This is a genomic window from Salinarimonas chemoclinalis (assembly GCF_041514305.1).
In the GTDB taxonomy this organism is placed as follows: domain Bacteria; phylum Pseudomonadota; class Alphaproteobacteria; order Rhizobiales; family Beijerinckiaceae; genus Salinarimonas; species Salinarimonas chemoclinalis.
On record NZ_JBGMWH010000010.1, the window covers coordinates 56,031 to 76,477 of the forward strand.

23 protein-coding genes are annotated in these 20,447 nt (G+C 73.0%); 9 read left to right on the forward strand and 14 right to left on the reverse strand.

The window, feature by feature from the left end; all coding sequences use genetic code 11:
• Positions 1–25: 25 nt before the first annotated feature.
• Entirely contained in the window at positions 26–832 is an 807-nt protein-coding gene (locus tag AB9M23_RS15585) for an undecaprenyl-diphosphate phosphatase (RefSeq protein ID WP_372425484.1), read from the reverse strand.
• 184 nt (positions 833–1,016) lie between these two features.
• On the opposite strand from AB9M23_RS15585, the gene AB9M23_RS15590 reads away from it, so the two are divergent.
• The 4 genes from AB9M23_RS15590 (at position 1,017) to AB9M23_RS15605 (ending at position 5,684) form a co-directional block, all read left to right on the forward strand.
• Entirely contained in the window at positions 1,017–1,709 is a 693-nt protein-coding gene (locus AB9M23_RS15590) for a glutathione S-transferase family protein (RefSeq protein WP_372425485.1), read from the forward strand.
• Positions 1,710–1,720: 11 nt separating this feature from the next.
• Entirely contained in the window at positions 1,721–2,881 is a 1,161-nt protein-coding gene (gene queG, locus AB9M23_RS15595) for a tRNA epoxyqueuosine(34) reductase QueG (protein WP_372425567.1), read from the forward strand.
• A 59-nt stretch (positions 2,882–2,940) separates the two neighbouring features.
• The gene (locus AB9M23_RS15600; RefSeq protein ID WP_372425486.1) at positions 2,941–4,083 is read left to right on the forward strand and encodes a DUF2336 domain-containing protein; all 1,143 of its coding nucleotides are present in this window, start codon (positions 2,941–2,943) and stop codon (positions 4,081–4,083) included.
• Between the two features lie 185 nt (positions 4,084–4,268).
• Complete coding sequence (locus tag AB9M23_RS15605) at positions 4,269–5,684, forward strand: PRC-barrel domain-containing protein (protein WP_372425487.1); 1,416 nt, start codon at positions 4,269–4,271, stop codon at positions 5,682–5,684.
• A 65-nt stretch (positions 5,685–5,749) separates the two neighbouring features.
• On the opposite strand, the gene AB9M23_RS15610 is transcribed toward AB9M23_RS15605, so the two are convergent.
• The 3 genes from AB9M23_RS15610 to AB9M23_RS15620 form a co-directional block, all read right to left on the reverse strand.
• Complete coding sequence (locus tag AB9M23_RS15610) at positions 5,750–6,097, reverse strand: DUF1491 family protein (RefSeq protein WP_372425488.1); 348 nt, start codon at positions 6,095–6,097, stop codon at positions 5,750–5,752.
• A gap of 62 nt (positions 6,098–6,159) precedes the next feature.
• Positions 6,160–6,789, reverse strand: a complete 630-nt coding sequence (locus tag AB9M23_RS15615) for a peptidoglycan-binding domain-containing protein (protein ID WP_372425489.1) — start codon at positions 6,787–6,789, stop codon at positions 6,160–6,162.
• Positions 6,790–6,838: 49 nt separating this feature from the next.
• A complete protein-coding gene (locus tag AB9M23_RS15620) occupies positions 6,839–8,662 on the reverse strand; it encodes a sensor histidine kinase (protein ID WP_372425490.1) in 1,824 nt (607 codons plus the stop codon).
• 313 nt (positions 8,663–8,975) lie between these two features.
• Between AB9M23_RS15620 and AB9M23_RS15625 the strand changes: the two genes are divergently transcribed.
• Both AB9M23_RS15625 and AB9M23_RS15630 read left to right on the forward strand, forming a co-directional pair.
• The gene (locus tag AB9M23_RS15625) at positions 8,976–9,290 is read left to right on the forward strand and encodes a hypothetical protein (protein ID WP_372425491.1); all 315 of its coding nucleotides are present in this window, start codon (positions 8,976–8,978) and stop codon (positions 9,288–9,290) included.
• Positions 9,291–9,815: 525 nt separating this feature from the next.
• Positions 9,816–11,114, forward strand: a complete 1,299-nt coding sequence (locus AB9M23_RS15630) for a PQQ-dependent sugar dehydrogenase (RefSeq protein WP_372425492.1) — start codon at positions 9,816–9,818, stop codon at positions 11,112–11,114.
• A gap of 69 nt (positions 11,115–11,183) precedes the next feature.
• Here the strand turns inward: AB9M23_RS15630 and AB9M23_RS15635 are convergent, their stop codons facing one another.
• From AB9M23_RS15635 to gatC, 4 genes are all read right to left on the reverse strand, one after another.
• Positions 11,184–11,477, reverse strand: a complete 294-nt coding sequence (locus AB9M23_RS15635) for a hypothetical protein (protein ID WP_372425493.1) — start codon at positions 11,475–11,477, stop codon at positions 11,184–11,186.
• A 68-nt stretch (positions 11,478–11,545) separates the two neighbouring features.
• Complete coding sequence (locus AB9M23_RS15640; protein WP_372425494.1) at positions 11,546–12,022, reverse strand: phosphatidylglycerophosphatase A; 477 nt, start codon at positions 12,020–12,022, stop codon at positions 11,546–11,548.
• Positions 12,019–13,500: an Asp-tRNA(Asn)/Glu-tRNA(Gln) amidotransferase subunit GatA gene (gene gatA / locus AB9M23_RS15645; protein WP_372425495.1), complete on the reverse strand. Its 1,482-nt coding sequence runs from the start codon at positions 13,498–13,500 to the stop codon at positions 12,019–12,021. Before gatA ends, AB9M23_RS15640 begins: the two co-directional genes overlap by 4 nt.
• Positions 13,501–13,544: 44 nt before the next feature.
• Positions 13,545–13,832: an Asp-tRNA(Asn)/Glu-tRNA(Gln) amidotransferase subunit GatC gene (gene gatC, locus AB9M23_RS15650; protein ID WP_372425496.1), complete on the reverse strand. Its 288-nt coding sequence runs from the start codon at positions 13,830–13,832 to the stop codon at positions 13,545–13,547.
• 87 nt (positions 13,833–13,919) lie between these two features.
• On the opposite strand from gatC, the gene AB9M23_RS15655 reads away from it, so the two are divergent.
• Positions 13,920–14,546, forward strand: a complete 627-nt coding sequence (locus AB9M23_RS15655; RefSeq protein ID WP_372425497.1) for a helix-turn-helix domain-containing protein — start codon at positions 13,920–13,922, stop codon at positions 14,544–14,546.
• A 6-nt stretch (positions 14,547–14,552) separates the two neighbouring features.
• On the opposite strand, the gene AB9M23_RS15660 is transcribed toward AB9M23_RS15655, so the two are convergent.
• From AB9M23_RS15660 to AB9M23_RS15670, 3 genes are all read right to left on the reverse strand, one after another.
• Positions 14,553–14,936 carry a VOC family protein gene (locus tag AB9M23_RS15660; protein WP_372425498.1) on the reverse strand — a complete coding sequence of 128 codons (384 nt, stop codon included), beginning with the start codon at positions 14,934–14,936 and terminating at the stop codon, positions 14,553–14,555.
• Between the two features lie 88 nt (positions 14,937–15,024).
• Entirely contained in the window at positions 15,025–15,450 is a 426-nt protein-coding gene (locus AB9M23_RS15665) for a hypothetical protein (RefSeq protein WP_372425499.1), read from the reverse strand.
• A 99-nt stretch (positions 15,451–15,549) separates the two neighbouring features.
• Positions 15,550–16,257, reverse strand: coding sequence for a metal-dependent hydrolase (locus AB9M23_RS15670; RefSeq protein WP_372425500.1), 708 nt, complete (start codon positions 16,255–16,257; stop codon positions 15,550–15,552).
• A 105-nt stretch (positions 16,258–16,362) separates the two neighbouring features.
• Between AB9M23_RS15670 and ruvX the strand changes: the two genes are divergently transcribed.
• Positions 16,363–16,878 (forward strand): Holliday junction resolvase RuvX, encoded by a 516-nt coding sequence (gene ruvX / locus AB9M23_RS15675; protein ID WP_372425501.1) that lies wholly within the window; start codon positions 16,363–16,365, stop codon positions 16,876–16,878.
• Here ruvX and AB9M23_RS15680 read toward each other — a convergent pair.
• The 3 genes from AB9M23_RS15680 to AB9M23_RS15690 form a co-directional block, all read right to left on the reverse strand.
• The gene (locus AB9M23_RS15680; protein ID WP_372425502.1) at positions 16,875–18,197 is read right to left on the reverse strand and encodes a replication-associated recombination protein A; all 1,323 of its coding nucleotides are present in this window, start codon (positions 18,195–18,197) and stop codon (positions 16,875–16,877) included. The genes ruvX and AB9M23_RS15680 overlap by 4 nt on opposite strands.
• A gap of 225 nt (positions 18,198–18,422) precedes the next feature.
• Positions 18,423–19,112: a TIGR02281 family clan AA aspartic protease gene (locus AB9M23_RS15685; RefSeq protein WP_372425503.1), complete on the reverse strand. Its 690-nt coding sequence runs from the start codon at positions 19,110–19,112 to the stop codon at positions 18,423–18,425.
• Positions 19,113–19,208: 96 nt separating this feature from the next.
• A complete protein-coding gene (locus tag AB9M23_RS15690; protein WP_372425504.1) occupies positions 19,209–19,775 on the reverse strand; it encodes an SH3 domain-containing protein in 567 nt (188 codons plus the stop codon).
• Between the two features lie 227 nt (positions 19,776–20,002).
• Here AB9M23_RS15690 and yidD point away from each other — a divergent pair, with 227 nt between their 5' ends.
• A complete protein-coding gene (yidD, locus tag AB9M23_RS15695) occupies positions 20,003–20,389 on the forward strand; it encodes a membrane protein insertion efficiency factor YidD (RefSeq protein ID WP_372425505.1) in 387 nt (128 codons plus the stop codon).
• Positions 20,390–20,447: the final 58 nt, after the last annotated feature.

Consider the following 20,447-nt stretch of genomic DNA (forward strand, 5'->3'; position numbering starts at 1 on the left):
CTCCTCGCTCGCGACGCCCCGTGCGTCACCCGAAGGCGATCAGCGCGGCGAAGCCGATGCTGCCCACCAGGATGCGCCACCAGCCGAACAGCGCGAAACCGTGCCTGGAGACGTAGTCGAGCAGCGTCTTCACCACGAAGATTCCCGCCAAGAAGGCGGAGACGAAGCCGATCGCGATCATCGTCGCGTCGTCCGCGGAGAGGTCGCGCCAGGACTGGCCGAGTTCCCAGACGAACGCGCCCGCCATGGTCGGCATCGCCAGGAAGAAGGAGAACTCGGCGGCCGCGCGCTTGGACGAGCCCATCAGCATCGCACCGACGATGGTCGCGCCCGAGCGCGACACGCCGGGGATCATCGCGAGGCACTGGATCACGCCGATGGCGAGATACATCGGCAGCGGGAAGCGCGTCGCCTCGTCGTGGCGCAGGGAGAGCGCCATGCGGTCCACCACGAGGAGCACGATGCCGCCGAGCACGAGCGTGGTGCACACGACCCGCGGATCGAACAGGACGCCGAGGATGAAGTCGCGCGCGAGCACCCCGATGACGGCCGCCGGGAGGAAGGCGATCAGCACGCCCAGGACGAAGCGCCGCGCCTGGGGATCGCTCGGCAGCGCCGTGGCGATCTTCCAGAGGCGGGCGAAGTAGACCGAGAGGATCGCCAGGATCGCGCCGAACTGGATCAGGATCGCGAAGGTCTTGTCGGCGTGGCTGTCGAGGCCGAACACGCTTTGGAGCAGGATCAGGTGGCCGGTCGAGGAGACCGGGATGAACTCGGTCGCGCCCTCGAGCAGGCCGAGGAACAGGGCCTTCACGGCGTCGAGGAGTGTCATGGTCTTTTCGCTCGTCCTTCGTCCTGCCGCCGCGGCGGCGATTCGCTCCCATCGTGTCGAGCGCGGTCTAGACCGACGGCCGCGCGAGCGCCACCCCGTCGGCGTGCCGCACCGCGAAAGATCGTTACCGCGCCTTAACCGTCCCCGGCCTTAATGTCGCCCGTCTCCAGCGCTCTCAGGGCTCATGGTCAAACTCCACCACTACCCGCTCTGCCCCCATTCGCGCTTCGCCCGCCTCGCGCTGGGCGAACTCGGGCAGGAGGTCGAGCTCGTCGAGGAGCGCCCCTGGGAGCGCCGCGACGCCTTCCTCGCGCTCGATCCCGCCGGACAGACGCCGGTCCTCGTCACCGACGACGGCCTCGTCGTGCCCGGCGCGGGCGTCATCGCGGAATGGCTCGACGAGACCCTCGGCGCCGCGGCGGCGGAGCGGCGGCTGATGCCGTCCGACCCGGCGGCGCGGGTCGAGGTGCGCCGGCTGACGGGCTGGTTCCTCGGCAAGTTCTGGGACGAGGTGACGGGCTATCTCGTCAACGAGAAGATCTACAAGCGCTTCGTCCCGCGTGCGAACGGCGGCGGACCGCCGGACATGGCCTCGATCCGGGCGGCGCGGGCGAACGTGCGCTACCATCTGCGCTACGTCGGGTTCCTGGTCCAGCGCCGGAACTTCCTCGCCGGCGACACGCTGACCTACGCCGATCTCGCCGCGGCCGCCCACATCTCCTGCGTCGATTATCTCGGCGACGCGCCCTGGGGCGAGGACGAGGCGGCTCGGACGTGGTACGCCCGGGTGAAGAGCCGCCCGAGCTTCCGCGCGCTCCTCGCCGACAAGGTCCCCGGCATGGCGCCCGCCGACAGCTACGCGGACCTGGATTTCTGAGGCCTGGACTTCTGAGACCCGAACGCCCGAGCCCCGAACGCCTCAAGCGGGACCTGACCGAGCGCGCCCGCGCGCTGGGGTTCGACGCGCTCGCGGTGACGCGCCCCGACGCCGTGCCGGATCTCGGCCCGCGCCTCGCGGCCTGGCTCGAGGCGGGGCATCAGGGCACGATGGGCTGGATGGCCGAGACGGCCGAGCGTCGCGCCGACCCGCGGGCGCTGTGGCCGCAGGTGCGGTCCATCGTCATGCTCGGCATGAACTACGGGCCCGACGAGGACCCGCTGGAGGCGGTTCGCCGGCGCACGAGCGCGGCGATCTCGGTCTACGCGCAGGGGCGCGACTACCACGACGTGATCAAGGGGCGGCTCAAGGAGCTCGCCGGAGTGCTGGCCTCGCGGGGCGGCGCGGAGGTCAAGGTCTTCGTCGACACGGCACCCGTCATGGAGAAGCCGCTCGCGCAGGCCGCGGGGCTCGGCTGGCAGGGCAAGCACACGGTGCTGATCTCGCGCGTGCTCGGCAATTGGCTCTTCCTGGGGGCGATCTTCACCACCGTCGAGCTTCCGGTCGACGCGCCGGAGGGCGACCATTGCGGCTCCTGTCGCCGCTGCCTCGACGCCTGCCCGACGAACGCCTTCCCCGCGCCCTGGGTGCTCGATTCGCGCCGCTGCATCTCCTACCTGACGATCGAGCACGCGGGGCCGATCCCGGCGGACCTGCGGGAGGGCATCGGCAACCGCGTCTACGGCTGCGACGATTGCCTCGCGGTGTGCCCCTGGAACAAGTTCGCCCACGCGGCGCGCGAGCGCAAGCTCGCCGCCCGCCGCGACCTCGCGGCGCTGCCGCTCGCCGATCTCGCCCGCCTCGACGACGCCGCCTTCCGCGCGCTCTTCGCCGGCACGCCGATCAAGCGGACGGGGCGCGACCGCTTCGTGCGCAACGTCATGATCGCCGTCGGCAACAGCGGGGAGCCGGCGCTGGCCGCCGTCGCCCGCGAGCGGCTCGACGACGCCGCGCCGCTGGTCCGCGGGATGGCGGTGTGGGCGCTCGGTCGTCTCCTGCCCCCGGAGGACTTCGCCGCCCTGCGCGCCGCCCGCATCGACGCCGAGAGCGACGCGCAGGTGCGCGCCGAATGGCGCTCCCGACGCGCCGCTGCGGAGGGGCGCCACGGTTAACGCGCCCTTTACGCGATCTCGCGTATCCGACGGATCTCGCCCTCGCGCCGATCGCCCGCATGACCCCGCCGCCCCCGCCCCTCGACGAGGATCTCGCCCGGCTCTCCGCGCTCGCGCGCGACGGCGGCGCGATCGCGCCGGTGCTCCTGCGGGTCCAGGCGGACCTGTTCGCGACGTCGCGGCGGCGGGCCGACGAGGCGGCGGCGTTCGCGGAGCTGGCGACCCGGCTCCTGCCGAGGGCGGACCACGACACCGCCGCGCACGTGGCGCGCCGTGTCGTCGCGCTCCCCGAGACGCCCGACGCGGTGCTCCGGGCGCTCGCCGCGTGCGGAGGCGAGGCGGCGCGGCTCGTCGCGGCGCTGGCGCCGGACGCGCCCGATCCAGAATCCGACGGCGGCGCGCAGGCCGACCCGATCGCACCCCTCCCGGCGCTCGCCCGCGCGCGCGGCGACGACCTCTCCCCCGACGCGGTCGCCCGCCTCGTCGCGCGCGACGGCCCCGCCGTCGACCTGGCGCTGGCCGAGAACCCGCACGCACCGCTCGGCGGCCACGCGCTCGCGACGCTCGTCGACCGGGCACGCGACCACGACGACCGCACCCGCCTCGCCCGCGCGCTACTCGCGCGCGACGACCTCCCGGCGGACGATGCCGCGAGCCTCTACGCGCGAGCCGACGAGCCGATGCGCACGCGCCTCCTCGTGCGCCTCGCCGCCGCGCCGCGTCCGCACGCGCACCCGGCGATGCGCCCGCGTCCGTCGGCGGAGGCCGTCGCCGCGCTCGTCGCCGCGGCCGACCGGGGCGATCGCCCGGGCTTCGGCTCCGCCCTCGCCGCCGCGCTCGCGCTCGAGACCGCGCCGGACTGGCGCTTCCACGAGCCGGCGCGACACGATCTCCTCGCGCTTGCGCTGCGCGCGGCCGGGCTCGGCGAGGAGGAGACGATCCGCGTCTTCCTCACGCTCGACCCCGCAATCGCCCGCTCCGTGGCGATCGTCCATCGGCTGGTCGGTCTCGTGCGCGGCGTGCCGCGCTCGGTCGCGGCACGGATCGTCGAGGCGGTACACGGCGTGCGGATCGGGGCGCAGGGGAGCGCCGGCGCGCATGTTCCCGTGCTCGGTGCCGACGCACGCCACCGGTCCCGCTTCAGCCGAGTTTTCGCACCACGAGCGGACAAGCGAGAGCGCGATAACAGTCGCGCTTCCTGAGTTGTCACGCTTCGTTTTGAGATTGATTTCCTCGCTTTGATCTTACTGAGCTTAAGCGGAACCCTGTGCAAACAAGAAGCTAATCTTCTAGGAATCATCTCTATTCATATCGGAACGAGGAACCGATCCGGTCGTGACGTGTTTCCGGGGCAGCCAAACCCGGCAGACACGAAAGGATGCCAGCGATGAAACGCATGTTCCTCGCTGCGCTCGTGGGGTCTACCGCCCTCGCGCCCGCAGCTCTCATGGCCCAGACGCAGCAGAACCAGCAGCCCGGCCAGCAGCAGCAGACGACACAGGCCCAGACGGGCCAGACGCAGGGCCAGCAGGGCCGCGTCACCGCCCAGCAGATGCGCGGCCAGCCGCTCGTCGGCGCCAATGGCGAGCGGATCGGAACCGTCGAGCAGATCGTGATCGGTCGCTCCGGCCAGAGCTACGCCGTCGTCGCCGTCCAGGGCGGGCAGAACCGCCTGCTGCCGACGCAGGCCATCGTCCTGCGAGACGGCGGTCTCCATGTCCAGGACATCACCCGCGACGAGGTCGCCCAGCTGCGCTCCGCGACGGAGGCCGAGGGCGGCGCGTTCCAGGCCGCCGAGCTCGAGCAGGTGCTCGTCCTCGCCATGGAAGGCGAGACCGAGGGTCGCATGAGCCAGGATCGCGAGCGGATGGCGCAGGCCGAGGGTGCCGAGATCACCGTCGAGCGTACCGCGCCGCGCCTGCGCATCGAGCAGCCCACGCCGCAGGTGATGGTGAACCCGGCCGAGCCGGAAGTCACCGTGCGTCAGCAGAACCCGCAGATCCTGGTCCGCCAGGCGCCGCCGCGGGTGACGATCGAGCAGCCGCAGCCCGAGATCATCGTGCGCATGCCCGATCCGCAGGTCGACGTGGCCCAGGGCCAGCCCGAGGTCATGGTGCGCCAGGGCGAGCCGACCGTGAACGTTCAGCAGCCGGATCAGCAGGCCGCCGTCGCGGTCGAGCAGTCGGAAGCCCAGGTCACCATCGAGGACCAGGGCGAGGCACAGGTCGCGACGAGCCAGGGCCGTCCCGAGGTGACATTCGAGCGCACCGGCGAGCCGCAGGTCGAGTTCCTGCAGGCGCAGGGGCAGCCGACGGTCCGCTACGAGCGCATGCAGGGCGACGAGCAGGCGCAGATGCGCGCCGGCGAGGAGCGCCAGCGTGATCAGGCCGGCATGCAGGCCGACCAGGAGCGCACCGCGCTCAGCCGCGAGAGGCTCGTCGATCCGAACGAGCGGGTCGAGGCCACGGGTGCCATCTCCGCCGAGACCCGCCCGGTCGCCATCGACGAGCTGGAGGGCGAGACGGTGTACAACTTCCGTGGCGAGGAGATCGGCGACGTCGATCGCATCGTGATGACGCCCAACGAGGAATTCCTCGTGGTGATCAGCACCGGCGGCTTCCTCGGCATCGGCGAGGACGAGGCGGCCTTCCCGCTCGAGCGCATCTCGATGCAGGGCGACCAGCTCCTCATCCGCGGCGTGACCGAGGACGACATCGAGCAGATGGACGACCTCGAGACCCGCTATCCCGATTCGCGCCGCATCGAGCGCGGCCAGCAGGTCGACATGCGCTTCGGCGATTGATCGGCACGCAGCGACGACGATACGGCCGGCGGTCCTTCGGGACCGCCGGCCTCGTCGTGCGCGGATCAGCGCGTGTCGCGTGCGAGCGGCACGAAGGGCCGGCCGAGACGGTCGTCGATCTCGACGAGCCAGAGATCCGGGTCGAAGCGGATCTCCTTGCGCATCCGCTCCTCGACGTCGAGCGGCGTCGCACCCGCGAGCACCGGGGCGAACCGACGCTCGCCCTCGTCCTCCGTCTCGAGGAGCGCCTGGGGCGCGGGTCCGTAGAGGTCGGCGGTGCCGTCGAGCCGGTCGACCTTGACGAAGATCGCCCCCGCCTCCGCGGCGCCGCGCCGGCGCAGCACCGCGGGCACGGCCTCGATCCCGGCCTGCCGGATCAGGGCGGAGACGACGAAGTCCGACGTGAGGCGCATACGATCCCCCGGGCTCTCCCGGCCTTCCGCCGAGTGTGGGCGCCAGCCGCGGCGCGGATCGATCAGTCGATCTCCACGCCCGAGCGCATCGCCAGGACCCGCAGCGTAGCGCCGTCGAGCGCGCCCGTCACCGGCAGGCCCTCGGCACGCTCGAAGCTCTCGAGCGCGGCGCGGGTCGCGGGGCCGAACAGGCCGTCGACCGTCATCGGGCCGTGGCCGAGCGCCACGAGCGCTTCCTGCACGGCCGCGACGCGGAGGTCCGGCGCGGGTACGCCCAGCGAGGCGGTGGTCGTCGTGTCGCCGCCGCGGATGAGCGCCCCGATCGGGTCGTCGTCGCGCGAGAACGCCGGCGCGGGCGGCGGCGCGGGCGCAGCGGCGATCGGCGCACGCGCCGGGGGCAGCGGCGCGGGGCCGAGCTCCACGGTGAGGCTCGGTGCCGGCGCGGCCGCGGGCGGCGGAACGGCGACGGCGCGCGGCGCGGGGGCCGCGACGATGCGGGACGGCTCGGCGAAGAGTGGCGCGGGGTGGCGCGCCGTCTGGAACGCGAGCGCGTTCAGCGTGATGTACCCGGCGACGGATGCGAACAGCGCGCCGGCCACCAGCCGGCCCGGCCGCGCGAGGATCCGCCGCGCCGCCTCCGCCAGCGGCGAGCGCCGCGCCCGCGTCTCGAAGCCGCTCGCGCGCCGCCGCACGGGCGCGCTCCTCGTCGTGATGTCGCGTCCGGAACGGGCCGCCATGACCTCAGGCACTGCGCTTCAGCTCCTCGTCGTCGGTGTTGTCGTCGGGTCTCGCGATCCCCGGCGCGGCCTCGTCGGAGGCGATCGGCTTGCGCCCGCGGGAGCGGACGGTGATCGGGATCGGCGCGGCGGCACGCCCGCCCTCGTCGCCGGACTTGGCGCAGCGCCCGAACAGGGGCAGCTCGACCGTCACAGTCATGCCCTCGCCCGGCGCGCTCTCGATGGCGAGCGTGCCACCGTGGAGGCCGACGAGGCCGCGCACGACCGACAGGCCGAGCCCGGTGCCCTCGTGGGGACGGTCGTAGGCGGCGTGAACCTGGAAGAACGGGTCGCCGAGCTTGGCGAGCGCTGCCTCGGGCACGCCGATGCCCGTGTCGGAAACGACGATCGCCATCATGCCGGCACGGCGCCTGACCGCCACCTGGACCCGACCGCCCGCCGGCGTGAACTTCACCGCGTTCGAGACGAGGTTGATCAGGATCTGCCGGCAGGCGCGCCGATCCGCCACGAGTTCGGGCATGCCCGGCTCGACGGCGAACCCGAGGCGCACGCCGGCGGCCTCCGCCTTGAGCCGCATCAGGTCGATGCAGCCCTCGACCAGGGGCGCCACGTCGAAGGGGGCGGGGGCGAACTCGAAGTTCCCGGTCTCGATCTGCGACATGTCGAGGAGGGAGTTGACGACCTCGAGCAGGTGATGGCCCGAGTCGTGGATGATCTTCGCGTAGCCGCGGCGCTGCTCGGGCCCGACACCGGCCATCGTGTCCGTGGAGAGGATCTCCGAGAAGCCGATGATGGCGTTGAGCGGCGTGCGCAGCTCGTGGCTGACGGTGGCGAGGAAGCGCGCCTTCACCGCGCCCGCCCGCTCGGCCTCGGCGCGGGCGCGCTCGAGGTCGCACTCGTGGCTCTTCTGGGCGGTGACGTCGCGCAGGATCGAGACGACCTTGGCGCGGTCGTCCGCCGTCTCGACCCGGTAGGCCCGCATCTCCGCCCAGACCACCCGCCCGGCCTCGCCGGCCAGCGCGTCGCCGTAGTGCAGCCGGAATTGCGCGGTGACCGGGGCCGAGCCGGCGGCGGCGTCGCTCAGCGCCTTGAGGTAGGCCGGCCGGTCCTGCACGTGGACGCGCGAGAACAGCCCGCGGTCCTCGAGCGCGGCCGAGGGCGCGCCGACGAGCTTCATCGCCGCCGCGCTGGCGGAGAGCACGTGGCCGTGCGCGTCGTGCCAGACGACGAGATCGTCGATGACCTGCAGCAGCGAGCGGTCGCGCGCGTCGCGCCGGCGCATCGCGTCGAAGCTGGCGTCGCGCGCCCGGGAGACCGCGAGCACGAGCGAGCCGGCGTGGGCGATGGCGAAGAGGGCGAAGATGGGTGCCGACAGCGTGGCGGGCCAGGAAATCGTGTGCAGCGGCGCGCCCATGGCGTCGAGCACCGCGAGCGCGATGACCGCGAGCGTCGCGACGATGGTCGCGCTCACCGCCGCCCTGCGCGAGCCGGTGACGAGCGCCTCCAGCGGCACCGCGACGAGCCAGATCGTCGCCGCCGAGGCGAGGCCGCCCGAGGCGTTGGCGAAGCAGACGATCAGCCCGGCGAAGCCGGAGGCGGAGATGGTGTGCGCCAGCGTGAGGCGCCCCGTCCAGGCGAGCGTCACGCCGGCGAGGAGCGGCGAGGCGAGGAAGAGGAAGGCCACGTATTCCTGCACCGAGGCGGGACCGCGCAGGGCGAGGTAGATCGGCGCGAAGACGAGCGCGGCGGCGCCCATGAGGATGCGCGAGACGATGAACCGCGCGTGCCGATCGCGCTCGGCCGAGTCGCCGCGGACCCGCTCGTGCACGAGCTCGCCCAGGCGCGCCTCTATCGCTCGAACGCTGATGGACCCGAACACGTCCGCCCACGACGGCGCTTGCGCCGCTCCCTGTCCTCGTTGGCGGGGACTGTCGCAGCCCCCGCTTAAACGAAACCTAAGGCGAACGGGTCGGACGCCGGACGGGTCGGCGGTATGCCGAACGCGTGGTTAACGCCGGCCCGGCGCGGCGTCCCATGCCCGCACGCCCGCACGGCGGCGTTCACCATGTCCGCGACCGGCGGGGCGCGCGGCAACGCTCTCTTCACCCGCGCGGGGCGATCGAGGGAGCGACTGCCGGGGAATGGTCATGCCGCTCGTGCGCACGCTCGCCGTCATCGCGACGATCTTCTGGTTCTCGCCCGTGCGCGAGGACGGCGCCGACGCGCCCGGCGCGCCTTCGGTCCCGCGCGCCGCGCCGATCGCCTCGCAGCATGCGCCGGCCCCCGCCGCGCCCGCCGCGAGCGGGCTCGACCGGAACTCCCTCGCCGGCCTGATCGCGGAGGCCGGAGACGACGCCGCGCGGGCGCAGGCGCTCTGGCGGGCGCTGCCGGAGGAGGCGCGAGCCGCCCTCGCCCGGCGAATCGCAGACGAGATCGCCGGGCCGGCGCCGAATTGAGGCGATTCGGGGCGTCGAGCGCGCGTGCGCCTCTTGATTCCGGAAAAACGCTAGGCTAGCTTCCCTGCGCCGAGACGAAGGCGCACGCCGTGGCCAAAAAAAGGGCCGCGGGAGCGGCCCTGAGTCTAGGGAGGAAACGCCCAAGAAGGGAGCCCGCATCCGGGCTACGTGGAGCTGCATGCCGGCAACTCCACGTTCTGAATAGTACCGCATGCCCATTCTGGCGGCAAGATCCTCGCTGTCGTTTTCGACGGCGGGCCGCAGTGCTTTGGCAAAACCGATTCAAGCTGTGGTTTTGGGGCAACACCCGATGGGCGCGCCGGGCCGCCGTCGCGATCCTCGGCCCCCTCATCGCCTCCACCGTGAGCGAGCACGCCACGTCGAGGCCGGTATTTCCCCCGCCGACGGCCGCCCTACCTCCTCCCCTTCGCGCCGGGCGTGCGCGGGATCGGCGTCGCCACGCAGGATACGTCACCGCCGAGCCGACCCGGGCGCGTCAGTCGACGAGACAATCGGGAGGACACCATGCGCCATCGGCCACGCACCGCCCCCGCGACGTCGCTCGCGGCCCTGATCGCAGGCGCCGTCGCCTGCGGCTCCCCCGCCCTCGCGCAGAGCGGCATGAACACGACGAGCCTCCGGCACGAGGTCGTGCTCGACGGGCTCGCCATCCCCTGGGACATGGCGTTCCTGGAGGACGGCACGATGTTCTTCACCGAGTTCTGCGAGGGGCTGTCCGTGCGCCTGCCCTCCGGGGAGGTGAACGCGCTCCTCGGCATGCCGGAGGGCGAGGGCTACGCGGCCACGGCCGACGACCTCTTCTGCGAGGGTCAGGCCGGCATGAACGGCGTCGCCCTCGATCCTGACTTCGCGGAGAACCGCCGCATTTACGTCTTCGCGGCCTCGCGTCGCTCCGACCCGCCGACGAACCGCGTGCTGCGGCTCACCGTCGACGCGGACCTCGCCGGCGTATCGGACCGCACCGACATCGTCGACGACATCCCCTTCAAGACGCAACCGACCGACCATCCCTTCGGCGGGACGGGCACCCACAACGGAGGGCGCATCCGCTTCGGCCCGCAGGACGGCCATCTCTACGTCACGACCGGTGACAACCACGACGGCACGATTCCGCAGAGCCCCACCATCATGGGCTCCAAGGTCCTGCGCATCGACACCGACGGGAACGCCGCCCCCGGCAACGCCCCGCCCGAGGGCTTCGACCCGCGCACCTACACCTACGGGCACCGCAACGTGCAGGGCATCGCCTTCCACCCGGTGACCGGCGTCGCGATCATCGCCGAGCACGGCCCCTGGCATTCAGACGAGATCACCGTGCTCGAGAACGGCGGCAACGGCGGCTGGGATCCGCGCCCGAACATGGCCGGCCGTGGCGACTGCCCGGACGACTATTGCGGCTACATGCCCGACCAGATGGAGGGCATGAACCGCTTCGAGCGCGCCGCCTTCATGCCGATGACGGACTTCGCGACCTACCCGGACGCCATGCCGCCGATCTGGGACAACAACGGCTGGTCCCAGGGCACCGCGGCCGCCGCCTTCCTCGAGGGCGAGGCGTGGGGCGACTGGGAGAACGCCCTGGTCGTCGGCATCATGGGCATCGGCTTCGGCGGCACGCCGATCGGCCAGCGCATCGACGTGATCACGCTCGACGAGGCGGGCACCTCCGTCGTGGACGTCACCGAGATGACGCTGCCGATGGAGGCGGGCCGGTTCCGTTCCGTGGTGCTCGGCCCCGACGGCAGCCTCTACGCCGCCGTGGACGAGGGCATGATCCACAGGCTCACTCCCCGCGCCCCTTGAGCCGGCGCCCACCCGGCCCGCAGGTACACCGCCCCCACCCGGGGGAGGTGCCGGCGATCATCCTCGGCCTCAGCCCGCCCGCATCCGCCGGATCCCGTAGGCCGCGCTCGACCAGACCAGCGCCGCCACCGTGCGCACCGGCAGCAGCGAGGGGTGGTCGCCGCCGACGGGGGCGATCCAGGGGAGGCCGAGGCTCGTGATCGCCCAGGCGGCGAGGACCGCCGCCGTCAGTGCGGCGATCACCGCGACGACGAGCTTGCCCGCCTGATCCGCCTTCCAGCCGAAATACGCCGCGACCACGATCAGGATCGGGTCGAAGGCGGCCATGAGCCAGACGGCGGCGGCGACGGACGGGGTTTCCACGGCGGGAGGCTCCTCGAAGGGGGACGCGAACGCGCCCGCGTCCTAGCAGGCTGAGCGCCCTCGCGCCATCATGCGAGGCGCCGCAGAAGCGCGCGCACGAGCATGGCCGCGACGATCAGGATCGCCGCCGCCGCGAGGTCGTCGGCCATGACGCCGATCGCGCCGGGGATCGCCTCGATGCGGTCCACCGGCCAGGGCTTGATCCGATCGATCGTCACGTAGGCCACGAGCAGGAACGCGGCCACGGAAAGACGCTTCGGCCGCAGCGCGAACAGGACGAGGGCCGCGCCCACGACCTCGTCGATCACGATCCGCCCGTCGTCGGAAAGCCCCGTCGCCTCCCCCCAGGTCGCGCTCGCCCACAGGCCGAGGGCGAGCAGAACGACGCCGATCGTCGCGCGCGCGGCGACGGAGAGGCGCTGTGCCCACCACAGCAGCGGTGCCGTCGCCAGCACCGCGAGGGCGACGCGCGCCGGCCCGGCGTGCCCGATCCAGAAGACGGTCGCCACCGCCTCGGCGAGCGCGACCTCGAGCCCGGCGCTCACCCCCACCAGGGCTGCGGATAGGTCACGCGTCCGGCCGCATCCTCGATCACCCGACCCGTGGCGAAGAGGGTCTCCTCGTCGAAGGCGCGGCCGATCAGCTGGAGGCCGAGCGGCAGGCCCTGCGCGTCGAAGCCGGCCGGAACGGAGATACCCGGCAGGCCCGCCATGTTCACGGTGACCGTGAAGATGTCGTTCAAGTACATCTCGACGGGGTCGCCCGAGCCCTTCTCGCCGATGCCGAAGGCGGCCGACGGCGTCGCGGGGGTGAGGATGGCGTCGACGCCCGCCGCGTAGGCCTCCTCGAAGTCGCGCTTGATCAGCGTGCGGATCTTCTGGGCGCGCAGGTAGTAGGCGTCGTAGTAGCCCGCCGAGAGCACGTAGGTGCCGATCATGATGCGCCGCTTCACCTCGCGGCCGAAGCCCTCGGCGCGGGTCTGCTCGTACATGTCGGTGATGTCGCGACCGGGAACGCGCAGGCCGTAGCGCACGCCGTCGTAGCGCGCGAGGTTGGAGGAGGCTTCCGCCGGCGCGACGATGTAGTAGGCCGGGAGAGCGTACTTGGTGTGCGGCAGCGAGATCTCCACGACCTCGGCGCCCGCCGCGCGCAGCCAGTCCTGCCCCTGCCGCCAGAGCGCCTCGATCTCGGCGGGCATGCCGTCGACGCGGTATTCCTTCGGGATGCCGATCTTGAGCCCCTTCACCCCCCGCGAGACGGCGGCGCGGTAGTCCGGGACCGGGAGGTCGGCGCAGGTCGTGTCCCTGGCGTCCGGGCCGGCCATGGCCTGGAGCATCATCGCCGCGTCCTCGACGCTCTTCGCGATCGGCCCCGCCTGGTCGAGCGAGGAGGCGAACGCGACGATGCCCCAGCGCGAGCAGCGCCCGTAGGTCGGCTTGATGCCCACCGTTCCCGTGAAGGCGGCGGGCTGGCGGATCGAGCCGCCGGTGTCCGTCGCCGTCGCCGCGAGGGCGAGGCGCGCCGACACCGCCGCCGCCGAGCCGCCCGACGAGCCGCCGGGGACGAGCTTCGCGTCCGAGCCGGCGCGGCGCCAGGGCGACACGACGGGACCGAAGGCGCTCGTCTCGTTCGACGAGCCCATGGCGAACTCGTCGCAATTGATCTTGCCCAGCATCACCGCGCCCGCCCGCCAGAGGTTGGCGGTCACGGTCGATTCGTAGCGAGGCGTGAAGTCGTCGAGGATCCTGGAGCAGGCGGTCGCGCGCACGCCTTCGGTGCAGAACAGGTCCTTCACCCCGATCGGCAGGCCCTCGAGCGGCCCGCCCTCGCCCTTCGCCAGGCGCGCGTCGGAGGCGTCGGCCATGGCGAGCGCCGTCTCGGGCGTCTCGAGCACGTAGGCGTTGAGCGCGCGCGCCTTCGCCACGGCGTCGAGATGCGCCTGCGTCAGTTCGCGCGCGGAGAAGGACTTCTTCGCGAGTCCCTCGCGGGCCTCGGCGAGGGTGAGGTCGGTGAGATCGGTCACGGGCGTGCCCCTGGTGCGACTGGCTGCGACGGCGGCGGAGCGGATTACTCGACGACCTTGGGAACCATGAAGAAATGGTCCTCGGTCTCAGGGGCGTTGGCGACGATGTCGTCGGCCTTGTCGCCGTCGGCGACGCCGTCCTCGCGGGTCTTGATGCGCATCGGCGTGACCGAGGTCATCGGCTCGACGCCCTCGACGTTCACCTCCGAGAGCTGCTCGACGAAGGCGAGGATGGCGTTGAGCTCGCCCTGGAGATGCGGCACGTCTTCGTCGGTCACGCGGATGCGGGCCAGGCGCGCGATGCGCCTCACGGTGTCGGTGTCGACGGACATGTCTGTTCCAAGCCGGGCTGGAGGGCGGGTCGCGCCGGCTATATCATCGGCGCGACGCGGGGGGCAACCATGGGCGGGAGCGGCGGGGTGATCGGGAGCTGGGTGGCGGGCGCCGGGGCCCGGCGCGAGGCGCTCGTGCTGCCGGACGGCTGCGTCGACCTGATCCTCGCCCGACGCCCGGGCGCGGCGCCGGAACTGCGCGTCTCGGCGCTGATGGACACGCCGACGCGGGTGCGCCTCGCGCCCGGCGAGCGGCTCGCCGGCTTCCGGCTCGCGCCGGGACGGCGGATCGACGCCGCCGCGCTCGCGGCCGTCCCCGCCGCCGAGATCGAGGACACCGCCGCCATCCTCGCCCGCCTGCCGGAGATCGCGCCGCGCGCGCCGCGGCTGGAGGAGGCGCTGGCCTGCCTCGCCGAGGCCCGCGACGTCGCCGCCGCCGCCGCGCGGGCGGGGGTCGCGCCGCGCACGCTCCAGCGGCTCGTCCGAGACGAGACCGGACGCTCCCCCGACTTCTGGCGCCGCCTCGCCCGCGCCCGCCGCGCCGCCCGCGCGCTTCTCGCGGGCACCCCGCCGGCCGAGGCCGCCTTCGCCGCCGGCTACGCCGACCAGCCCCACCTCACCCGCGAGCTCGCCCGCTGGCTCGGCACGACGCCGGGCCGGCTCGTGCGCGACGAGTGGGTGGCGGGGATGGTGCTGGCGACGGGGTATGGGTGAGAGGGGTCAGGCCGGGACCGCCGAGCAGATCTCCACCAGATACCCGTCCGGATCCGCCACGTAGGACGTCGTCTGCCCCCATTCCTCCAGCCGCGGGTCCTGCTTCGGCGTCGCGCCCGCCGCGACCGCGCGGGCATAGGCGCCCTCCACGTCGTCGGTCTCGAAGGCGATCTCGAAGGTCGGGCGCGCGGGGTCGGGGGCGGCCGGGTCCTTGCCGAGGCTGCGCATCAGGCGCCGGGACGAGAAGGACAGCGTGGTCTCGCCGGTGGCGAGCTCGCCGTAGTCGTTCGACGGGTGCAGCATGCCCCGCGCGAGGCCGAAGGCGCGCTCGTAGAAGGCGAGCGTGGCGGGGACGTCCTCGACGTAGAGGATCGTGTACCTGAGCTTCATCGTGATCTCCATCCGGTAAGGCGCCGCCACCCTGCCCCCGGCGCGCCGCCCCCGTCTTGAAGAATCGCGACAGGTCCTCGGGACGCGCTCAGCCTGCCGCCGGGACGACGAAGGCGATGGCGTGCCCCGGCGGCGGGAACGGCGCCTCGATCGCGTCGCGGGTCACCCGCGGCAGCGCCGGGGGGCCGAGCACGTGCAGCGCGAGGACGACGAGGATCGCGGTGAGCACCGCGATCCGGATGCGGCTGTCTGAGACGGCGGCGCGCAGGCGTCGTGCGAGGTCCGCGCGCCCGTCCGGCTCCCGGCCCATCGGCACCGTCGGCGCGATCGGCACGGGGCGCCGCAGCGCGCGCCGGCGCGGGCCCGCCAGGTCGGCGGCGGAGATCACCGCGGCCGGCACAGCGCGGCGCGGGACCCGTCGGCTCGCATCGAGCTCGAGCACCGGCAGGATCGTGTCCGTCGCCGGCACGGCGCGGCGCGCGACCTTCGGCGTGAGGACGATCGTCTCGGGCAAGGCGGCCTCGGCGGCGTGGTTAAGCGATCCTTAACGCGGGACCCTGCCAGACCGCCGCGTCCCGTGCCAGCCCGGCACGGGAACATGGTTAACGCGGGTTCATCCCTCGATGCGAACCGGCATGCCCTTGTGCGGCACCACGACCTGCGTCGCCGCGCCCTGCATCGCGGCGACGAAGCCGTCGGCGGTGGGCGCGATCAACGGAAACGTCCCGTAGTGGCAGGGAATCGCCGTCTTCGCATCCGGGAGGAAGCGCTTCATCGCCAGCGCCGCGACCTCGGCGCCCATGGTGAAGCGATCGCCGATCGGCACCAGGACCACGTCGGGCCGGTGCAGCTCGGCGATCAGCGCCATGTCGGAGAAGATGTCGGTGTCGCCCATGTGGTAGACCGTCGGCTGGCCCGGCGCCTTCACGATCAGCCCGTTTGCGTTGCCCAGCGGGAAGCCGACGCCCTGCTCGACGAGGCCGGCGGAGTGGTCCGCCCGCACCATCGTGACGGTGAAGCCGCCCTCGTCCACCGTGCCGCCGGTGTTCATCGGGTCGAAGCGCTCGACGCCCTGTCCCGCGAGGTACATGCATAGATCGTAGTTGGTGACGACCTTGGCGCCGGTCTCCTTCGCGATGGCGACGGTGTCGCCGACGTGGTCGCCGTGGGCATGGGTGAGGAGCACGTGGGTCGTGCCCTTGGTCGCCTCGCCGAGGTCGCCCTCGAAGGCGGGATTGCCCGAGAGGAACGGGTCGATCAGCACGACGGCGTCGCCGAACTCGAGCCGGAAGGCGGAATGTCCGAACCAGGTGATCTTCATGGGTCGCGCTCCCTCGTCGTTTGCCCTATGAACGCGCCCGCGCGGCGGAGGCTCCGTCCCGCCGACCCGGACCACGGACATGATTCGCGATCGAGACGATAGCGCATGAGCGCGGAGTTGGAGACGCTCGCCGCGACCCTGCCGCCGCGCGGGCGGCTGATCGGGGTCGACCTCGGCACGAAGACCATCGGGCTCGCGCTCTCCGATCCGGATCGGCGCATCGCGAGCCCGCTCGAGACCATCCGCCGCTCGAAGTTCGGGCCCGACGCCGCGCGCCTCGCGGCCCTCGTCGCCACCCACGAGGTCGCCGCGATCGTGGTCGGCCTGCCGCTCAACATGGACGGCAGCGCCGGGCCGCGGGTGCAGGCGACGCGCGCCTTCATGCGCAACCTCGCTCCCCTGGTCCCCTGCCCCATCGTGCCCTGGGACGAGCGGCTCTCGACGGTGGCCGTCACCCGGATGCTGATCGAGGCCGACGCGTCCCGCGCCCGCCGCGGCGAGGTCGTCGACAAGGTGGCCGCCGCCTACATCCTGCAGGGCGCGCTGGAGCGGCTGGCGGCGCTGGCTGAGAGGCGGGACGACGAGGAGGGCGACGGCGGCGAGGCGGATGCGGAGCGCTAGCCGGACCCGCCCCGCCGCTCCCGCCTGAGCTTCTCCCACCAGTCGAGCCGCTTCCTCACCTCGCGCTCGAAGCCGCGGTCCACCGGCTCGTAGAAGCGCTGGCGGCCGAGCGTCTCGGGCCAGTAGTCCTGGCCGGAGAAGGCGTCGGGCGCGTCGTGGTCGTAGGCGTAGCCAGCGCCGTATCCCTCGCTCTTCATGAGCTTCGTCGGCGCGTTGAGGATGGTCTTCGGCGGCATGAGCGAGCCGTGCTCCTTCGCCGCCCGCATCGCCGCCTTCCAGGCCCCGTAGACCGCGTTCGATTTCGGCGCCGTGGCGAGATAGACGGTGGCCTGCGCCAGCGCGAGCTCGCCCTCCGGCGAGCCGAGGAAGTCGAACGCGTCCTTGGCGGCGTTGGCGACCGCGAGTGCCTGCGGGTCGGCGAGCCCGATGTCCTCCACCGCCATGCGCACGAGGCGGCGCGCGATGAACAGCCGGTCCTCCCCGGCGTCGAGCATGCGGGCGAGGTAGTAGAGCGCCGCGTCGGGGTCCGAGCCGCGCACGGTCTTGTGGAGCGCGCTGATCAGGTTGTAGTGGCCCTCCTGCCCCTTGTCGTAGAGCGGCGCGCGGCGCTGGACGATCTCGACGAGCGTCTTCGTATCGAACACCTCCCCCTCGCGCGCCGAGCGCCAGACCTCCTCGGCGAGCGTGAGCGCGGCGCGCCCGTCGCCGTCGGCCATGCGCGCGAGGGCCGCGCGGGCATCGGCGTCGAGGGGCAAAGCCCTCCCCTGCGCCTCCTCCGCGCGGGCGAGGAGCCGCTCGATCGCGGTCTCGTCGAGGGAGCGGAAGGTCAGCACGCGGGCGCGGGAGAGGAGCGCGGCGTTCAGCTCGAAGGAGGGGTTCTCCGTCGTCGCGCCGACGAGGGTGATCGTGCCGTCCTCCATCACCGGCAGGAAGGCGTCGAGCTGCGCGCGGTTGAAGCGGTGGATCTCGTCGACGAAGAGCAGCATGCCCCGCCCCATGGCGCGCCGCTGCCGCGCGGCCTCGAAGACCTTCTTCAGGTCGGCGACGCCCGAGAAGATCGCCGAGATCTGCACGAAGTCGAGCGCGGTCTCCCCGGCGAGCAGCCGCGCCACCGTGGTCTTGCCCGTCCCCGGCGGCCCCCAGAACACGAGCGAGCCGAGCGAGCCCGAGGCGATCAGCCGGGTGAGCGCCCCGTCGGGCCCGACGAGGTGGTCCTGACCCACCACCTCGGCGAGGGCCTTGGGCCGCAGCCGGTCGGCGAGCGGGCGGGCGAGATCGGCGTCCGGCGCGGGGCCGGCGGGGGAGAAGAGGTCGGGCATGGGGTCAATCTACCGCGGGGCGGGCGGATGGCGCTACCGTCCGTGTGCGTGCGGGGCGGAAGGCATCGACGCGCGGCCCGCTTCCTCCCCCCGGGGGGGACGGAGGCCGGAGGGTGGGGCGGGCGGCGGGCCGCCTCACCAGCACGGTCGAACGGCCCCACCGCCCGTGCTCCGCACGGATTCCTCGCCTCCGGGGAGGATCCGAGTCGCGGGCGGCGCGGACGATCACCACCCCCGCAGCAGCAGCCTGTCCCCCCGCACCTCGTAGGACGCGAGCCGCGAGAGGAAGGTCATGCCGAGCAGGTTCTCGTGCAGGTCGCCCGGCTGCGCCACGAAGGCGCGCACGTCGCGGACCTCGATGCCCCCGATGGCGAGGCGGTCCAGCGTGATCGGCGCCGCCGTGGTGCTGCCGTTGGCGGTGGAGACGCGCACCGTGTAGGCGAGCCGGTTCGCCGGCCAGCCGATGCGCGCGGCGTTCTCGGCGGTGAGCACGACCGCCGTGGCGCCGGTGTCGAAGACGAAGTCCATCGGCGTGCCGTTGGCGCGGCCCGCCAACGCGAAGGCGCCGCGCTCCATGTAGGCCGCCACCTCGCGCGGGCCGAGCCCCACTCGCGGCGGCTCCGGGGCGGGTGCGGCGCGGGTCGCGACGCCGATCTCGGAGAACGTCGGGGCGACCCGCCCGGCGAGATCGCCGAGCAGCGCCGCGCTCTCGCCGTCGCGCAGCATCAGGAACCCGCCGAGCGACACGCCGGCCGCGACGACGACGAGCACGATCCGCTTCACGACGGCCGCGAGGATGCTCCCGCCGGCGAGGGCGAGCAGCGCCAAGACCCCGCCGAGCACGGCGAGCGTCGCGAGCGCGGCGGTGCCGGGATCCGTATGCGGGCCGAGAAGAGCGGCGAGGCTCTCTGGCATCTCTCTCGCCCTCCCACGTGCGAGAACGGCCCGGATCGGGCGATCCGGGCCGTCCCTGCCTAGCGCGTGCGGGTGAACGCGCCGTTGCCGGCTCGGTCAGTAACGACGCACGACGTCGTCGAAGAGACCGTCGCCGTTCAGGTCGCGACGGATGACGACCGAGCCGTCCGGGCGGCGGATGCGGATCGTCTCGAAGTAGCCGTCCCCGTTCCGGTCCTCACGGGAGATGACGCGCCCGCCGCCGCCGTATCGGTCGCCACGCACGTGTCCGCGGCGGCGATCGAAACGCTCGTCGTAGCGCTCGCGGCCGGGTCCGAAGCCGAACTCGAAGGTGATGCCCGGGGCGGGCCGCACCCGCTCGCGATGGCCGTAGGCCGGCGCGTGCGCCGGCGGGGCGCGCCGGACGCTCGGCTGGCCGAGATAGCGCGCGCTCGCCCAGCCGGAGCGACCGCGATAGTCGACGCGGCACCAGCTGCCGCGGCAGCCCTCGACGTCGACCACGACGCCGCCGGGCATGGTGGCGATGACCTGGAAGTTGGTGCCGGGGCCGGCGCGCAGGTTCAGGTCGCGGGAGACCTCGGCGGGATAGGCGAAGGCGGCGCCGCTGACCAGGACGGCGGCGGCGGTCAGGCCGAGGCGCTTCAGGAACGTGTTGGCAGGCATGGCTTGCTCCTCTCGGTACCGGGGCGGCGTCATCGCGCTGCGACGGGGGGCGCGGGAAGACGGGGTGCGGCCGGCACGGGTTCACGGTGCTCTGTTCCGGTCGATGATGTCCGAACCGGTGTCGTCGTGAAGGGTTTCATAGGAGCCGCGCGCTGAACGCGGCCTGAATGCTTCGTTCACCCTCGCGAGCGATTGCGCGGGCGCGCGATGCCCCCCATCTCAGCGCCATGAAACGCCCCTCCGCCCGGCCGGATCTCGACACCCTGTTCGACGCCGCGAAGCGCGCGCCGCGCGTCGCGGCGCGCGGCGCGATCCGCGGCTATCAGCTCACGCTGTCGGGGCTGATGGGGCGGCAGTGCCGGCATCTGCCGTCGTGCTCGGACTACACGTCCGAGGCGATCGGCCGGTACGGGCTGTGGGCCGGCGGCTGGATGGGCGTCGCCCGGATCTGCCGCTGCGGCCCGTTCGGCACCCACGGCATCGACAACGTTCCCGATGCATTGCCCGCGCAGGGTCGGTGGTATAGACCCTGGGCCTTCGGCCGCTGGCGGGGCGTGAACGGGCCCCCCGCGAGCGAGGGCGCGCCAGACGACGGCGGCGCGGCCCGCAGCTGAGCATCCCGCGAGCCGTCCATCCCGCTTACCTGCCTCGTTCGCAGGAGTGAGCAAGGAG

Excerpts from the sequence above, each read along its gene's own strand:
- AB9M23_RS15680 (WP_372425502.1), bottom strand. The coding sequence starts at position 18,197 with ATGCCCGACCTCTTCTCCCCCGCCGGCCCCGCGCCGGACGCCGATCTC.
- AB9M23_RS15670 (WP_372425500.1), bottom strand. The coding sequence starts at position 16,257 with ATGAAGATCACCTGGTTCGGACATTCCGCCTTCCGGCTCGAGTTCGGC.
- AB9M23_RS15690 (WP_372425504.1), bottom strand. The coding sequence starts at position 19,775 with ATGCCTGCCAACACGTTCCTGAAGCGCCTCGGCCTGACCGCCGCCGCC.
- AB9M23_RS15590 (WP_372425485.1), top strand. The coding sequence starts at position 1,017 with ATGGTCAAACTCCACCACTACCCGCTCTGCCCCCATTCGCGCTTCGCC.
- AB9M23_RS15630 (WP_372425492.1), top strand. The coding sequence starts at position 9,816 with ATGCGCCATCGGCCACGCACCGCCCCCGCGACGTCGCTCGCGGCCCTG.
- AB9M23_RS15605 (WP_372425487.1), top strand. The coding sequence starts at position 4,269 with ATGAAACGCATGTTCCTCGCTGCGCTCGTGGGGTCTACCGCCCTCGCG.
- gatC (WP_372425496.1), bottom strand. The coding sequence starts at position 13,832 with ATGTCCGTCGACACCGACACCGTGAGGCGCATCGCGCGCCTGGCCCGC.
- AB9M23_RS15625 (WP_372425491.1), top strand. The coding sequence starts at position 8,976 with ATGGTCATGCCGCTCGTGCGCACGCTCGCCGTCATCGCGACGATCTTC.
- AB9M23_RS15685 (WP_372425503.1), bottom strand. The coding sequence starts at position 19,112 with ATGCCAGAGAGCCTCGCCGCTCTTCTCGGCCCGCATACGGATCCCGGC.
- yidD (WP_372425505.1), top strand. The coding sequence starts at position 20,003 with ATGAAACGCCCCTCCGCCCGGCCGGATCTCGACACCCTGTTCGACGCC.
- ruvX (WP_372425501.1), top strand. The coding sequence starts at position 16,363 with ATGAGCGCGGAGTTGGAGACGCTCGCCGCGACCCTGCCGCCGCGCGGG.
- AB9M23_RS15600 (WP_372425486.1), top strand. The coding sequence starts at position 2,941 with ATGACCCCGCCGCCCCCGCCCCTCGACGAGGATCTCGCCCGGCTCTCC.
- AB9M23_RS15585 (WP_372425484.1), bottom strand. The coding sequence starts at position 832 with ATGACACTCCTCGACGCCGTGAAGGCCCTGTTCCTCGGCCTGCTCGAG.
- AB9M23_RS15610 (WP_372425488.1), bottom strand. The coding sequence starts at position 6,097 with ATGCGCCTCACGTCGGACTTCGTCGTCTCCGCCCTGATCCGGCAGGCC.
- AB9M23_RS15660 (WP_372425498.1), bottom strand. The coding sequence starts at position 14,936 with ATGAAGCTCAGGTACACGATCCTCTACGTCGAGGACGTCCCCGCCACG.